At 71.1% G+C, this 14,603-nt stretch carries 11 protein-coding genes and 1 pseudogene; 1 reads left to right on the top strand and 11 read right to left on the bottom strand.

What is annotated here, in order from left to right; genetic code table 11:
• Nucleotides 1-40: 40 nt before the first annotated feature.
• Together OG747_RS37135 and OG747_RS37130 are read right to left on the bottom strand one after the other, a co-directional pair.
• Nucleotides 41-298: pseudogene (locus OG747_RS37135) on the bottom strand (ATP-binding protein); the annotation flags it as partial.
• Nucleotides 289-717, bottom strand: coding sequence for a LamG-like jellyroll fold domain-containing protein (locus tag OG747_RS37130; protein WP_405885894.1), 429 nt, complete (start codon nucleotides 715-717; stop codon nucleotides 289-291). The pseudogene OG747_RS37135 and the gene OG747_RS37130, both read right to left, overlap by 10 nt.
• Nucleotides 718-1,101: 384 nt before the next feature.
• On the opposite strand from OG747_RS37130, the gene OG747_RS37125 reads away from it, so the two are divergent.
• The gene (locus OG747_RS37125) at nucleotides 1,102-1,680 is read left to right on the top strand and encodes a hypothetical protein (RefSeq protein ID WP_405883743.1); all 579 of its coding nucleotides are present in this window, start codon (nucleotides 1,102-1,104) and stop codon (nucleotides 1,678-1,680) included.
• An 857-nt stretch (nucleotides 1,681-2,537) separates the two neighbouring features.
• On the opposite strand, the gene OG747_RS37120 is transcribed toward OG747_RS37125, so the two are convergent.
• The 9 genes from OG747_RS37120 to OG747_RS37080 form a co-directional block, all read right to left on the bottom strand.
• Nucleotides 2,538-4,649 carry an SWIM zinc finger family protein gene (locus OG747_RS37120; protein WP_405885892.1) on the bottom strand — a complete coding sequence of 704 codons (2,112 nt, stop codon included), beginning with the start codon at nucleotides 4,647-4,649 and terminating at the stop codon, nucleotides 2,538-2,540.
• Nucleotides 4,650-4,693: 44 nt separating this feature from the next.
• A complete protein-coding gene (locus OG747_RS37115) occupies nucleotides 4,694-7,552 on the bottom strand; it encodes a DEAD/DEAH box helicase (protein ID WP_405885890.1) in 2,859 nt (952 codons plus the stop codon).
• A gap of 106 nt (nucleotides 7,553-7,658) precedes the next feature.
• Nucleotides 7,659-8,240 (bottom strand): sugar kinase, encoded by a 582-nt coding sequence (locus OG747_RS37110; RefSeq protein WP_405883742.1) that lies wholly within the window; start codon nucleotides 8,238-8,240, stop codon nucleotides 7,659-7,661.
• Nucleotides 8,237-9,382 (bottom strand): ROK family glucokinase, encoded by a 1,146-nt coding sequence (locus tag OG747_RS37105; protein ID WP_405883741.1) that lies wholly within the window; start codon nucleotides 9,380-9,382, stop codon nucleotides 8,237-8,239. Before OG747_RS37105 ends, OG747_RS37110 begins: the two co-directional genes overlap by 4 nt.
• Nucleotides 9,383-9,545: 163 nt before the next feature.
• Nucleotides 9,546-10,370, bottom strand: coding sequence for an ATP-binding cassette domain-containing protein (locus tag OG747_RS37100; RefSeq protein ID WP_405883740.1), 825 nt, complete (start codon nucleotides 10,368-10,370; stop codon nucleotides 9,546-9,548).
• On the bottom strand, nucleotides 10,367-11,428 hold the full coding sequence (locus OG747_RS37095; protein WP_405883739.1) for an ABC transporter permease: 1,062 nt from the start codon (nucleotides 11,426-11,428) through the stop codon (nucleotides 10,367-10,369). Before OG747_RS37095 ends, OG747_RS37100 begins: the two co-directional genes overlap by 4 nt.
• The gene (locus OG747_RS37090) at nucleotides 11,425-12,429 is read right to left on the bottom strand and encodes a sugar ABC transporter substrate-binding protein (protein ID WP_405883738.1); all 1,005 of its coding nucleotides are present in this window, start codon (nucleotides 12,427-12,429) and stop codon (nucleotides 11,425-11,427) included. Before OG747_RS37090 ends, OG747_RS37095 begins: the two co-directional genes overlap by 4 nt.
• A 140-nt stretch (nucleotides 12,430-12,569) precedes the next feature.
• On the bottom strand, nucleotides 12,570-13,562 hold the full coding sequence (locus OG747_RS37085; RefSeq protein WP_405883737.1) for a sugar ABC transporter substrate-binding protein: 993 nt from the start codon (nucleotides 13,560-13,562) through the stop codon (nucleotides 12,570-12,572).
• A gap of 182 nt (nucleotides 13,563-13,744) precedes the next feature.
• The gene (locus OG747_RS37080; protein WP_405885888.1) at nucleotides 13,745-14,482 is read right to left on the bottom strand and encodes a GntR family transcriptional regulator; all 738 of its coding nucleotides are present in this window, start codon (nucleotides 14,480-14,482) and stop codon (nucleotides 13,745-13,747) included.
• Nucleotides 14,483-14,603: the final 121 nt, after the last annotated feature.

Below are 14,603 nucleotides of genomic sequence, written 5' to 3'. Positions count from 1 at the left end.
AACGTGAGAGTTTCCTCTCACATATTGTGAGAGTCAAGTCTCACATCTCCGGTGCCGACAGCCACCTGATGCGCGTCCCAGCGGAGCAGGTGCAATCAAGTGCCGGCGGCGGCCTGTTGGCGGGCTTTGGTGTGGGCGAGGAGTCGCTGCCGGTCTCGATGATGTTGCCGCCGAAGGTGAGGCGGTCCACGATGGCCGCGCAGAGCCGAGGATCGGTGAACGTCTTCGTCCACGAGGAGAAGGACTCGTTGGAAGCGATCGCCACACTGTTCTTTTCCTCGCGTTCGGTCAGAACCTGTAGGCGTTCCACTGGGTGGCGACCTGGGCGGACGTCAGATTGTGGTCGTAGAAGGCGACATCGGCGAGCGAGCCCTTGAAGTGACTGACGCTACCGGGCGAGTCGATCCAGCTCTTGGCGAAGCCCGCGCCGACGTAGGTCAGTGTGTTGGACTGGTCGGCCGGTGTGCCGGAGAAGGTGTCCTGCTTGGTGGCGTCCAGGAACAGCGCCTGGCTGTCGACGTCGCAGCTGAGCACCGCGTAGTGCCACGCGTTGTCCGTGACCGTGCCAGTGGAGCCGAAGTCGGCGCCGCCCGAACCGCTCACACTCCACCAGTGACCGTGCAGCTTGCCGTCCGAACCCACATACAGCACGGGCGTCCAGGAGCCGGAGGCATCCGCGGCCCCGTCGATCGCCACGGACTGGTCGCCGATCAGCACGCCGGAGGTGGACGTCTTGAACCAGATCCCCACAGAACGCTTGGTGCCGGTGTGCAGCAGGTCGGGACCGAGACGTACGAGCTCGTCCCGTCGAAGGAGGCTCACCTCGTCGCGTCGGCGGTGTCAGGCGCTGTGCTGCCGAAGGGGTGAGCAGGCGTCAGATGATCACCCGAAAGGGCCAACGCGCCGTCAACTTGGCTATTTTCAGAACGATTTGATGTCTCATCAATCGCCCCGGAAGTAGCGCGCGGGTGCTGTGGATACCCCGTTTGGCCCCCTAATGCCGGTCATACGATATGACCGATATGACAGCCATGGTGGCGGTAAGTACGTTCAATCACATGCCGGCTGCCCAGCCGGCCTCTCTGAGACAGGAGAAGTTGCATGATGATGACCCGCTCCACCGCTGTCACCGCGGCCGTCGCGGCCGCCGCGGCCCTCGCCGCGACCGGCATCACCTACGCCTCGGCCGCCTCCGAGCCGCTCCAGGCGGCCCCGGCCGTCCGCCAGGCGGCCCCGGCCGTCGGCCAGGAGGCTCCCGCCCAGGCGCCCTTCGGTGGCAGCGACACCGGAAGGGGCAACCAGAGCAAGGGCAACGAGAGCAAGGGCAACGAAGGACGCGAAGGCAACGAAGGCAACGAAGAAAACGAAGGCAACGAGGGCAACGAGAGGAAGGGTCACGAGGGCCGGATCCACATCAACGAGCGGTCGTACTCCTCCCGCCCGGGCGACTGCATCACCGTGGTCAGCGGCCTGGGCGCCAAAAGCCTGAACATCCACAACGACACCCGCAAGACCGTCGAGGTCTTCCGCGGGGCGGTCTGCGACAACGGCGCTCCCATCGCCCTGGTCGGGCCCCACAGCTCCAGCGACGGCGTGCGCCCGGAGCACACCGAGGGCATCCACGTCGAGGACGGAGTGGTGGGCAGCTTCCGGGTCATCGACCGCCACGAGGGCGACTGAGCCGAGAGCATGACGTGGAGCCCCCGGCCCGCTGGAATCGGGCCGGGGCTCCAGTCCGGGCCCCCGCCAGGGGCACCCCGCTCCGAGCGGGGGGCCCGGAGATGACCATTGTCTGACAAGCCACGCCCCGAGCGCGCCCTGCCGGGGCCGGAACGCAGGCGCCACGCGCCCGCCCGGACAGCCCACCCTCCCGCTTCACCGGCCCACCCGCCAGGTGATTCCCGCAAGAACGCCGCCCGTTGACACCCGCCCCCGCGCAACAGCCACCAGCCTCCCTCCCAGCACGCGGACACACCCGAACGGGTGACAAAGGCAGGACCGGGAAGTGTTCACGACAAAGTCGCCCCAGACGTTCTCCCCCGCTGATCAACGGCGACGGGAGCAACGCACAGACACGCGCCGCTCCCGCGCCCCGGCACCCAGGCCCGCACTGCCACGACTTGGGAACCGCCGTCGAACTGCGCAACCGGCTCGGCTCCCTCACCGGCGTCCGGCTCCCGGCCACCCAGTCACCGATGCCGAGGATCGCTTCCGCGTCGGTGCACGCGATCAGGTCCACGTCCTCGGGTCCGAGTTCGAGCGTGGCGAAGGCCTTTTCGATGTCGTCTGGTTGGCCAGTGCGCGTCCGTGAGCGGTAGCCTCCAGAGCCTGGGTGATCAGCCGGCCCGCAGAGTCAGCCCCCGAATCGGTGATGTTCTCGCTGGAGAACCACCGACCGCCGCCCGCTCTGCGTTTCTCGACCTGAACCTCATAGGTCACCGAAGCCGTCTCGCCAACAGATGGTGCCGTGGTCGGCACCGGCATGCGGTCGTAAAGCGCCCGGGCGGCGGGCGACTCCGTCGGCGTTGGCAGGCGGGTCAGAGGTCGCCCGGTGCGCCGAGGCCGGTCAGGGCGCCGACCGGGTCCAGGTCGGGGGTGCCTCGGGGCCACCAGTCGTCCTGGCCCGGCTCCGATTCGTAGGCGTACCAGAGGCCGTCGTGCCCCAGGCGGAGCTGGGCGTGGCCCCGGGGGTGGGTGAGGTGGTTGCGCCAGGGGCGGAAGGCGGGGAGGTCGGCGGCGAGGAGGGTGGGGCGGGCGCGGTCGAAACGGCCCGCGGGCGGGTCCCAGGGGTCTTCGAGGACGGTGAGCCCCTCAAGTCCGCCCTGCCGCCAGGCGGCGACCGCGCGCGCCAGGTCGGCCGGGGTACGGTCGGCGGCGGAGGCGAGCGAGGAGTAGAGGGCGCGGGTCGCGGCGGTGAGGCCGGAACCGGGGCGGGCGGCGGCGAGCCGCACCGCGTCCTGCCAGAGCGTCAGCTCCGCCACCGGGTCGCGGCCCGTGGTCAGCAGCGCGTGCGCGCGGGCGGCGGCGTCCGTGGCGAGCTGGTCCAGCGCGAACGGGTCCGGGCCGCCCGGCGCGCCCGGGTAGGTCGGCGGCTGCTCGGGGTGCGCGGGGGTGGGCAGGGGTGCCGGGAGGGGCGGCAGCGCCCGGCGCGCGAGGGCATCACGGGCCCGTACGCCGGGCAGCGGCGCCGACGGCTGTTCCTGGGCGGCGCGGGCGGCGCGGGTGGCGTTGCGGCGGGACAGCGCGTCGAGCAGCTCTCGCTCACCCCGGCCGCGCAGCAGAAGCAGCACGAAGGGGTCCTCGTCCAGCAGACGTGCCGTCTGGTAGCAGAGGGCGGCCGCGTGTTTGCAAGGGTGGCCGTAGTCGGGGCAGCTGCACTGCGGTGCGAGGTCGCCGGGGCCGGGGAGCAGGTCCACTCCGCAGTCCGCGAGTGACTTGGGCATCTCCTTGTCGAGCAGCGCCGCGATGTGCCCGGGGCGCTCGGCGGCCGCGTCGAGAAAACGGTCCCAGTCGCCGTCGTCCAGCGTGCGCAGTCTGACCTGTACGCGATACGGCCGTGGACGGCTCCCGTGGACATAGGCCAGCACCAGCCCGGGGGTGACCGTGATGGCGTCCACATGCCCCTGGTCGGCGTACGCCCGTCCGCGCGCCAGCCGCGCCGCGTCCAGGGCCCCCTCTTCGAGGGCGCTCACCCAGGCGTTGCCCCACCACGTCTCCGCGAAGGTGTCCGGATGCGCGTGCGAGGTACGGGCGGGGAGCGCTTCGAATGTGCGGCGCAGCTCGCCGTCGCGTCGCGGGGATGCCATGGACCGCGGCACGTCGGCGGGCGACGGGAGCGTGCTCGGCTCCCCGAGCCGGCGCCGCGTCGGACCGGGGCCAGGGGCCGTCTCGGGGGTAGGCCGGGTGTGGGCGGGTGGCGGGTCCGAGGGGGTCGTGGGTGGCTCGGGTGACTCGTCCGGCTGTGCTGACCTGTGGCTTTCCCTCTCAATGTCGGTCTCGGTGTCGGTCTCGGCGTACGCCGGACGTCCGGCGGCGGTTGCCTCGCGCGGCGCCTTGGAGCCGGGCAGCTCGAAAGCCTCCGCGAGCACCTCGCGTACGTCCCGGACCCGGCCTCCCCGGTCGGGGTCCGGTCGGCCGCGCCGGGCCCGCGAACCGGCCGACGCACGGTCGGCGGACCGGTGCGTGGTCTCGACGCCCTTGGATTCCGCCGCGGTCCGCGCCTGTCTGGCCTCCGTGCGCGCCGCGCGCAGTGCCTCACGGGCGATGTCCCCCGGGCGCACGCCGGTTGCGGGCGCGCCGGTTGCGGGCGCGCCGGTGGACGGGGTGTCCGCCGTCTCCGCTTGGGCGGGAGGCCGTACCGCATCGGGTTCGGCATCTCCGTCGGTGTCCGGATCCGGCACTGCGTCCGTACCCGCCGCACTCGGGTCCGGGTGCGTGTCACTCCCCCTCCTTGCAGCGCGGCGCAAGGCCTGCCTGGCCGCGTCACCCGGCCGGGCCGCCGAAGAGGCCGTCCTGTCGGACCGCGAACCCGGCTCGTCCCCGGCCGCCGCAACCCGCGCGTCGCGCTCCCGCGCGGCTCGCAGTGCGCGACGCGCCTCGTCGGCGGGGCCCGGCCCGGCCACGGGACGTGACGGCTCGGCGTCCGGCACGTCCACGCCCCCGGTCACCGGCCGCGTCTCCTCCTCGGAACCGCTCACGACGACCTCCGCAGTGACACCAGGTCCGACAGCTCACGGTCGGTCAGTTCCGTCAGGGACGCCTCTCCGGAGCCCAGGATGGCGTCGGCGAGCGCCCGCTTCGCCTCGAGCATCTCGGCGATGCGGTCCTCGACCGTGCCCTCGGTGATGAGGCGGTGGACCTGGACGGGCTGGGTCTGGCCGATGCGGTAGGCGCGGTCGGTGGCCTGTTCCTCGACGGCCGGGTTCCACCAGCGGTCGAAGTGGACGACGTGGCCCGCCCGGGTGAGGTTCAGGCCGGTGCCCGCAGCCTTGAGCGACAGCACCAGGATCGGGGTCGCCCCGCTCTGGAAGCGGTCCACCATGTGTTCGCGGTCGGTGACCGGGGTGCCGCCGTGCAGGAGCTCCACCGGGACGGCGCGCGCGGCGAGGTGCGCGGTGATCAGGCGGGCCATCCCCACGTACTGGGTGAAGACCAGCGCCGAGCCGTCCTCGGCGAGCAGTGTGTCCAGCAGCTCGTCGAGCAGGGCGAGTTTGCCGGAGCGGGCGGAGGGTCCGTGGGCGGCCGCACGGGCGTCCTCCTTAAGGAACAGTGCCGGGTGGTTGCAGATCTGTTTGAGGGAGGTGAGCAGCTTCAGGACCAGTCCGCGGCGCGCGATACCTTCGGTGGTCTCGATCGCGAGCATCGACTCGCGGACCACCGCCTCGTAGAGGGAGGCCTGCTCGCGGGTCAGGGGGACCGGGTGGTCGGTCTCCGTCTTGGGCGGGAGCTCGGGGACGATCCCGGGGTCGGACTTCTTGCGGCGGAGCAGGAAGGGGCGGATAAGCCGGGCCAGGCGGGCGACGGCCTCCTCGTCCTCGCCATTCTCCACCGCGCGTGCGTGCCGGGCGCGGAAGGACTTGAGAGGGCCGAGCAGGCCGGGGGTCGTCCAGTCCAGCAGGGCCCACAGTTCCGAGAGGTTGTTCTCCACGGGGGTGCCGGTGAGGGCCACGCGCGCGGGGGACGAGATCGTCCGCAGGGCCTTCGCGGTCGCCGAGTAGGGGTTCTTGACGTGCTGGGCCTCGTCCGCGACGACCATGCCCCAGGTCTGCTGGGCGAGTCGTGGCGCGGCCGAGCGCATCGTGCCGTAGGTGGTGAGGACGAAGCCGCCGTCGAGGCCTTCCAGGGTGCGGTCGGGTCCGTGGAAGCGGCGGACGGGGACGCCGGGGGCGAACCGGGTGATCTCCCGCTGCCAGTTGCCCAGCAGCGATGCCGGGCAGACGACGAGGGTGGGTTCGCTGTGGGCCCGGCGCAGGTGCAGGGCGATGACGGTGATGGTCTTGCCGAGGCCCATGTCGTCGGCGAGGCAGCCGCCGAGGCCGAGGGAGGTCATGAGGTCCAGCCAGGCGAGTCCCCGGAGCTGGTAGTCCCGCAGGCGGGCCTGGAGGCCCGGTGGCGGCTCCACGGGGGTGATGCCGGCCGTCAGGCGGTCGCGCAGCGCGGCGAGGGCGCCGACCGGCACCGCGTCGACCGTCTCGCCGTCGACCTCCGCGGTGCCGGTGAGCGCCACGGACAGCGCGTCGACCGGGTCGAGCAGGCCCAGCTCCCGTTTACGGGCCTTGCGGACGAGGGCGGGGTCGACGAGCACCCACTGGTCGCGCAGCCGGACGACCGGGCGGTGGGCCTCGGCGAGGGTGTCCATCTCGGCCTCGGTGAGCGGATCGCCGCCGAGGGCCAACTGCCAGCGGAACTGGAGCAGCTCCTCGCTCTCGAAGAATCCGGTGCCGTCCGTGGCCGACCCGGGCGCGGGGCGCACGATCGCGGCGGCGCTCAGGTCGTGGGCGAGGTCTCGGGGCCAGTGCACGGCGACTCCGGCCGCGCCGAGGCGGCTCGCGGCGATGCCGAGCAGGTCGGACAGCTCCTCTTCGGAGAGCGCGAGGACGTCGGGCACGTCCTGTTCGGACAGGCGGTCCAGGGGCGGCCAGACCCGGGCCGCGCGGCGCACGGCGAGCGCCGCGTCCACGCGCGCGCGGGGGCCGAAGGTGGCGTCGGCGGCGCCCGCCCACAGGGCCGCGGCGTCCACGACGAGGGTGGGGTCGGCGAGGCTGTGCACCTGGACGACGGCGGCGCCCGCGCGGTGTGCTCCCTCGCCGTCGTCGAAGAGCTGGTACGCCGACAGGTCCAGGCGGAGCGAGATCCGTACGCCCGCGTCCATGCCCGCGGCGACCTCGGCGGCCCAGTCGTGGGCTCCGGGCAGCCGCTGCGGCTCCCTGGCCGCGAAGGGTTTCCCGCAGGTGTGGGGAGCGGCGGGGGTGCGCGGCAGGGTGTCGGCGACCGCGTCCAGGAAGGAGCGCATCAGCGCTTCCGGGTCGGGCAGCCGGAGGGGGCCCTTGCCGGGGAGCGGGACGGCATGCCCTTCGTACGGGAGGGCGGCGGCCACGGCTCGGAGGTGGGCGATGTCGTCCGGGTCGAGCGGGCCCGCGCGCCAGGCGTCGTGGCCCTCGGGGGTGAGTCCGGGCAGCAGCCGGCCCCGCGCGACGAGCCGCAGCGCGTGCAGCGCGGCCGCGCCCCAGCAGGTCGTGGCCGGATGCGCGGCACGGTCGTGGCGGGCCCCGGCGAGCAGCGGCAGGGCCTCGGAGATCGGCAGGGTCAGCGCGGGGACGGTGCCGCGGCGGGCTCCGGAGCCTTGCGGTCGTACCACCGTCAGCTCGGTCGGCTCGGCGGACGACGCGCTCTCAGCGGGCGACGCGCTCCCGGCGCCGTCGCCGGACGGCAGCGGCCCGCCGTCCGGGTCCCAGAAGGCGACGCGCCCCTCGCGCGGCAGGGGTGCGGGCAGGAAGACGGCGGCAAGCCGCACCGGAACGGTCGTCTCGGTCCTCACGGCCTCGCCGCCCATACGTCCGGTCACCTCCCGCCCCTCGGCCGAATCAGTTGTCTTCGACTCTACGGGCGGGCTCTGACAATCGGTCCCGGCGGTGGCGCCGGTGCGGGGCCGGGGCGCCTCAGGGGATCGTGCGGGAGACGACATAGACCATGGCGCGTCCGGGCCGGGGCCAGTTCACGACGATGTCCTGGGTGGGTGTCGGGTCCTTCTGTTCGTGGACGAGTCCCCACCACGAGCCGGGGCCCGTGAACTTCCAGCCGACGACCTTCTGGTCGCGGGTACCAATGGCGATGTCATTCTTGCGCAGTTTGCCCCTGCTGGTGCCGGTCTCCGCGAGGAACTGCTCCAGGCCCGGGCCGTTGGTGGCGAACTGCACGTAAAAGCGGCTGGTCTTCCAGTTGTTCGTCTCGTAGGAGGCGACGGAGACGCCGTTCAGCGGGATCGGCACCTGGTAGAGGCGGCGCTGGACGCGCGAGGGCCAGCCCACCGTGAGGCCGGTCGCCGAGTACTTCTCCTCCTTCTGCTTGCCGCTGTCGCGGCTCTGGTTGGCGGAGATCACCAGATAGCCGGCCGGGACGCCGATGAGCAGCACGATGATCAGCAGTGTCAGGGCACGGCGGCGGAACTTGTGGCGCGGGTCCTCCGGCGGGCGCTGGGGCTCCTCGGGCGGTGAGGCCTGGCGCGGCAGCGAGGTCGTCACGGCGTCCCCTGGGTCGTACGACGGGAGTCCGTGTAGCGCTCGTACCGCTCGTAGCGCTCCACACGGCGGCGCTTGGCGCGGCGGAAGCGGCGGGCGACGAGGCGGGCGAGGTCGGCTGCACCGACCATGCCGGCCTCGGGGCCGAGCTGGGCGCGGGCGATGCGGGCCTCGGGGCGGTAGCCGCGGCCGGTGAGGTGACGGCGGAAGGCGTCCCGCGCGGGGCCGATCAGGAGGTCGTCGGCCGCGCTGACGCCGCCGCCGATCACGAAGCAGGAGGGGTCCAGGGCGGCGGCCAGGTTGGCGATGCCGACGCCGAGCCACTGGCCGATGTCCTGGAGCAGCTCGATGCACATGGCGTCGCCCTCGCGGGCCAGCTCGGTGATCATCGGGCCGGTGATGTCGCCGATGTTCCCCTTGACGTGCTCGATGAGCCCGTAGGCGACCGGGGAGTCCGCGGCGGCGAGTTCGCGGGCCTCGCGGACCAGCGCGTTGCCGGAGCTGTACTGCTCCCAGCAGCCGCGGTTGCCGCACGGGCAGCGGTGACCGCCGGGGACCACCTGCATGTGACCGAACTCGCCCGCGACGCCGAACTTGCCGCGCTTGACCTGGCCGTCCTCGAGGAGCGCGCCGCCGATGCCGGTGCCGAGCGTGATCATGACGAGGTTGTCCTCGCCGCGGCCCGCGCCGAACCGCCACTCCGCCCAGGCGGCGGCGTTGGCGTCGTTGTCGACCAGGACCGGGACGGCGAGCCGTCCGGCGAGGCGGTCGCGCAGGGGCTCGTTGCGCCAGGACAGGTGGGGGGCGAAGAGGACGCGGTTGCGCTCGGCGTCGACCCAGCCGGCCGCACCGATGCCGACGGCGTGCACGTCGTGCCGGTCGGAGAGGTCCAGGACCAGCTCCACGATGGTGTCCTCGACGGCCTTGGGGCTCTTGGACTTGTCCGGTGTCTCGGCGCGGAGCTTCTCCAGGATGTTGCCGTCGGCGTCGACGACGCCCGCCATCACCTTCGTGCCGCCGATGTCGATGCCGACGGTGGGAACGCGGGGTGCCGTCAGGTGGGAACGGCGTTCACGCGTCCCTACGGTCCGCAGGACGGTGGCCCGCGCGGAGCCGCGGTGTGCGAGGTCGCGGTAGGTGCTCATCGGGCCGATTCTGCCTCACCGTGCCACGGGGGCGCATGGCGGAGTCCCCCCGAGCTCCCCGGGACGCCCCGCTGGAGTCCCCGGAGGGCCGGCCGTCTGTGGGCTGCGGGCCTATGTGGCTGTCGCGCGGTTCCCCAAGCCCCTCAGCAGTTCCCCAAGCCCCTCAAGGGGCGCTCCGCTCCAGCTCGTGGCGGAGGTCGTCCAGTTCGCTGCCGCCCGCCATCTGGCGGGTCAGCTCGTCGAGGGTGATCTCGTCGCGGGTGTGGCTGCCGAACATGGCACCGCGCTTCAGGAGGACGAAACGGTCGCCGACCAGGTACGCGTGGTGCGGGTTGTGGGTGATGAGGACCACACCTAGGCCGGCGTCCCGCGCGGCGGCCACGTACTTGAGGACCACGCCGGACTGCTTCACGCCGAGCGCGGCGGTGGGCTCGTCGAGGACGAGGACCTTGGCACCGAAGTAGACGGCGCGGGCGATCGCCACGCACTGGCGCTCACCGCCGGAGAGGGTGCCGATGGGCTGGTCGACGTCACGCAGGTCGATGCCCATGCGCAGCAGCTCCGCATGGGTGGTCCTGCGCATGAGGTCGACGTCCATGCGCTTGAAGGGGCCCGTGCCCTTCGACAACTCGGAGCCGAGGAAGAAGTTCCGCCACACCGGCATCAGCGGGACCACGGCGAGGTCCTGGTAGACGGTGGCGATGCCCCGGTCCAGGGCCTCGCGCGGGGAGGAGAGCCGGGCCTCCTCGCCCTCGATGCGCAGGGTGCCCGCGTCATGCTGGTGCAGGCCCGCGATGATCTTGATCAGTGTGGACTTGCCCGCGCCGTTGTCGCCGAGCACGCAGGAGATCTCCCCCGCGTGCACCACCAGCGAGACGCCTTCGAGGGCCCGGATGTTGCCGTAGTACTTGCTGACGTCGTCGAGCTCGACGAGCGCCGTGCGTTCCGTGGCGGCCGCGCCGGTCGTCTTGTCCGCGTCCGTCGTCATGCCGTCGCCTCCGCGCGCTTGCGGACCCAGTGGTTGAGCAGGGTCGCCAGGAGCAGCATCACTCCCAGGAAGAACTTGAACCAGTCCGGGTTCCACTCGGCGAACACGATGCCCTTGCTCACCATGCCGAAGATCAGCGCACCGACCGCCGCGCCGACCGCGGAACCGTAGCCGCCGGTGATCAGACAGCCGCCGATGACGGCCGCGATGATGTAGATCAGCTCGTTGCCGACGCCCTCGCCGGACTGCACGACGTCGAACGAGAACAGCAGGTGCTGCCCGGAGATCCAGGCGCCGAAGGCGACGCCCATGTAAAGGCCGATCTTCGTCTTGCTGACCGGGACACCGACCGCGCGGGCCGCTTCCTCTCCTCCGCCGACGGCGTAGATCCAGTTGCCGAAGCGGGTGCGCAGCAGGATCCAGGTGGCGACGACGACCAGGACCAGCCACCACAGGATGGTGATCTTGAAGTCGACGCCGCCGATGGTGATCGTCGAGGCGAAGACGTCCTCGGCGGAGGAGAAGCCCTGCATGTCGGAGATCGACTTCGTGGACACCGTGCCGCTGATCAGCTTGGTGAAGCCGAGGTTCATACCGGTCAGCATCAGGAAGGTGCCGAGCGTGATGATGAAGCTCGGCGGGTCCGTGCGGGTCAGCATGACGCCGTTGAAGACGCCGATCGCCAGCGTGACGACCAGCGAGACGAATACGCCGACCCAGACGTTCGCGGTCATCTGGTAGCTGAACATCGAGGAGATCAGCGCGGAGCTGGTCACCATGACGCCCGCGGAGAGGTCGAACTCGCCGCCGATCATCAGCAGCGCGACCGGTACGGCCATGATGCCGATCGTCGACGAGGCGTACAGGACCGTGCTGAGGCTCGCGGCCCGTACGAAACTGTCCGCGAAGATCGCGAAGAAGAGGAAGACCGCGATCGCGCCGACCACGGAGCCGAGCTCGGGGCGGCCCATGAGTCTGCGCAGTGGCGAGGTCTTCAGGAGGCGCTCGTCGACCTTGGTGTCGGGCGACGGCGCGGGTGCAGGCGCAGTGGCGCTCATCGGGTCCCCCGCTTGGTGTACTCCTCGAGCGCGGCGGCCTGATCCTTGGTGATGATCTGCGGGCCGGTGAGCACCGGCTGGCCGCCGCCGAGGACATCGGCGTTGTACTTGTAGAGCCAGAGCAGGTCCACGGCCTCGTACCCCTGGAGGTAGGGCTGCTGGTCGACGGCGAAGCCGAGCGTGCCGTCCTTGAGTTCCGCGGCCACCTTCGCGTTCAGGTCGAAGGTGTCGATCTCGGCCTTGCTGCCCGCGTCGGTCTTCGCCTTCACGGCGGTGTCCGCGTACGGGGCGCCGAGCGTGACGACCGTGTCGATGGACTTGTCCGCCTGCAGCTTGGCTCCGATGGAGGACTGCACGTCGGGCATGCTGGTGCCCTGGACGTAGAGGTTCTGCACGGTGCCGTGGAAGGTCTTCTTGACGCCCGCGCAGCGCTGCTCGTGACCGACGTTGCCCTGCTCGTGCAGGATGCACAGGGCCTTCTTGCGGCCCCGCTTGTTCAGCTCGTCGCCGACCGCCTCACCGGCGATCGTCTCGTCCTGCCCGATGTGGGCGAGCGCGCCGAACGCCTTGGACTGCTCGGAGCCCGAGTTCACCGTGATCACGGGGATGCCGGCCTTCTCGGCGCGCGCGACGGCGGCCTTCATCGCGTCCGGCTTGGCCAGCGTGACGATGATGCCGTCGACCTGCTTGTCCACGGCGGCGTCGACGAGCTGCGCCTGCTGCTGCGCCTCGGCGTTGTGCGAGTACAGGAAGTTGATGTTGTCCTTGACCGCGGCCTGCTTGGCGCCGTTCTGCACGATGTCCCAGAACGTGTCGCCATCGCCCGAATGGGTGATCATCGCGAAGGTCCACTTGGGCGTGTTCACCGCGGCCCTGCCCTGGGCCGACGCCGCCTTACGGGCATCCTCGGCCCGCTTCCCGCCGGTGCTGCTGCATCCCGCCAGGGACACCCCCAGCGCCCCTGCGAGCGCGATGCTTACCCAGGTCCGAGTCCGTGCCACGAGGCCGTGCCCTTCTTGCTGTGCTCCTTGGTGCGCCGGGGCCCGCGGAACGGCCCGGCGGGCCGTTCCGTAGGCCCCGGGGGCCGACATTTCGCCGGCCCCAAACGCCCAAGTATCGAACACGGGGATCGTGCACCCCATCAGCGGGTCCCGCGCGCGGTGTACTTCTCGAGGGTCGAGGCGTCCTTCTCGGTGACGATGGCCGGGCCGGTCAGGACCGTCTTGCCGCCGCCGAGGATGTCGCCGTTGGTCTTGTAGAGCCACAGCATGTCGATGGCCTCGTACCCCTGGAGGTAGGGCTGCTGGTCGACCGCGAAGCCGACCTCCTTGGCCTGGAGGCGCTTGACCACCTCGGCGTTCAGGTCGAAGGTGTCGATCTCCGCCTTGCTGCCCGCGTCGGTCTTGGCCTTCACCGCGACGGCGGCGATCGGGGCGCCCAGGGTGACGACGGCGTCGATGCCCTTGGTCGCCTGGAGCTTCGCCTCGATGGAGGACTGGGTGGCGGGGGCGTTGGTACCGTCGACGTTGAGGTTCTCGACCGTGCCCTTGAAGGTCTTCTTCACGCCCGCGCAGCGCTGCTCCAGCGAGACGTTGCCCTGCTCGTGGATGACACAGACGGCCTTCTTCAGACCTCGGTTGTTGAGCTCCTCGCCCACCGCCTCACCGGCGACCGACTCGTCCTGGCCGAAGTGCGCGAGCGCCCCGAACTGCTTGGAGAACTCGGCGCCGGAGTTGATCGTGACGACCGGGATGCCGGCCTGCTCGGCCTTGGCGAGGACGTCCTTCATGGCCTCGGGCTTGGCCAGGGTGACGACGATCCCGTCGACCTTCTTGTCGATCGCGGCCTGGACGAGCTGGGCCTGCCCGTTGGCCTCCTTGTCGTTCGAATACAGGAAGTCGACGTTGTCCTTGCTCGCCGCCTGCTTGGCACCGCTCTGCACGATGTCCCAGAAGGTGTCACCCTCGCCGGAGTGCGTCACCATCGCGATCTTCAGGCGGGGTGTACTGACGGCCTTGCCGCCGCTCCCACTGCCGCTCGCCTTGTTCTCGGAGTCCTTGCCGCCGGAGCTGCTGCAGCCGGCCGCGAGCGCGATCACAGCGATCACCGCTGCTGCCGTTCGGGCTGTACGCATGGTCGGAACACCCTCTTCTCCGCCGCTCCTTTGCGGCTGAGGGGAGTTCTAGCTTCGCGCCCGCACACCAGTCAATGGACTTTTTAGAACATTCTTACGATTGAGATTCGGCCTTGCCCACGCCGATCCCCCACTGATCCCCCACCGATTCCCAGCGGACTCACGACCGCTTCACCACCACATCACGGCCGTACGAGGAGCTGGAACTCGAAGGAGTACCGCGAGGCACGGTACATGTGGGTGCCGAACTCCACGGCGCGTCCGGTGTCGTCGAAGGTGGTGCGCTGCATGGTGAGCAGCGGTGCCCCCTCGGGCTCACCGAGCCGCTCGCCCTCCTCCGCGGTGGCCGCGCGGGCGCCGACGGACTGGCGGGCGCTGTGCAGCGTGATGCCCGCGGCCCGCATCAGCCGGTACAGGCCGGTGGCCTCCATCTGGTCGCTGTCCAGCTCCAGCAGTTCCGGGGGCAGGTAGTTGCAGAGGTACGCCATCGGCTCCCCGTGGGCGAGCCGCAGCCGCTCCACCCGGTGCACGTCGCTGCCCTCGGCCACGCCCAGAGCGGCCGCGACCTCGGCGGAGGCCGGCACGACGGCGTTGACGAGCACCCGGGTCGCGGGGCGCTGCCCGGCCGCCTCCAGGTCGTCGTACAGGCTGCTCAGCTCCAGCGGCCGCTTGACCTGGCTGTGCACGACCTGGGTGCCGACACCGCGGCGCCGCACCAGCAGACCCTTGTCGACGAGGGACTGGATGGCCTGGCGGACCGTGGGCCGGGACAGACCGAGCCGCCCCGCGAGCTCGATCTCGTTGCCGAGAAGACTGCCCGGAGTCAGGGTCCCGTGCTCGATCGCGGCCTCCAGCTGCTGGGACAGCTGGAAGTACAGCGGGACCGGACTGCTGCGGTCGACGCTGAGCTGGAGCGACACGGTCGGATCCACATCTGGTTTCGGCACGGCCCGAGCGTAGCTCCGGGAGATGTTGACGGGAAGTTGTGAGGTTTGGTTGTCCGGACAAACCATTGACAGCGTGCCTGGTGGGCCCCCAGTT

It is taken from the genome of Streptomyces sp. NBC_01384 (assembly GCF_045040035.1).
Lineage (GTDB): Bacteria > Actinomycetota > Actinomycetes > Streptomycetales > Streptomycetaceae > Streptomyces.
This window is presented reverse-complemented; position numbering and strand designations above follow the sequence as displayed.

Bases quoted from the DNA above. Each gene is read 5' to 3' on its own strand.
- OG747_RS37125 (WP_405883743.1), top strand. From the start codon at position 1,102: ATGATGATGACCCGCTCCACCGCTGTCACCGCGGCCGTCGCGGCCGCC.
- OG747_RS37115 (WP_405885890.1), bottom strand. From the start codon at position 7,552: ATGGGCGGCGAGGCCGTGAGGACCGAGACGACCGTTCCGGTGCGGCTT.
- OG747_RS37105 (WP_405883741.1), bottom strand. From the start codon at position 9,382: ATGAGCACCTACCGCGACCTCGCACACCGCGGCTCCGCGCGGGCCACC.
- OG747_RS37100 (WP_405883740.1), bottom strand. From the start codon at position 10,370: ATGACGACGGACGCGGACAAGACGACCGGCGCGGCCGCCACGGAACGC.
- OG747_RS37095 (WP_405883739.1), bottom strand. From the start codon at position 11,428: ATGAGCGCCACTGCGCCTGCACCCGCGCCGTCGCCCGACACCAAGGTC.
- OG747_RS37085 (WP_405883737.1), bottom strand. From the start codon at position 13,562: ATGCGTACAGCCCGAACGGCAGCAGCGGTGATCGCTGTGATCGCGCTC.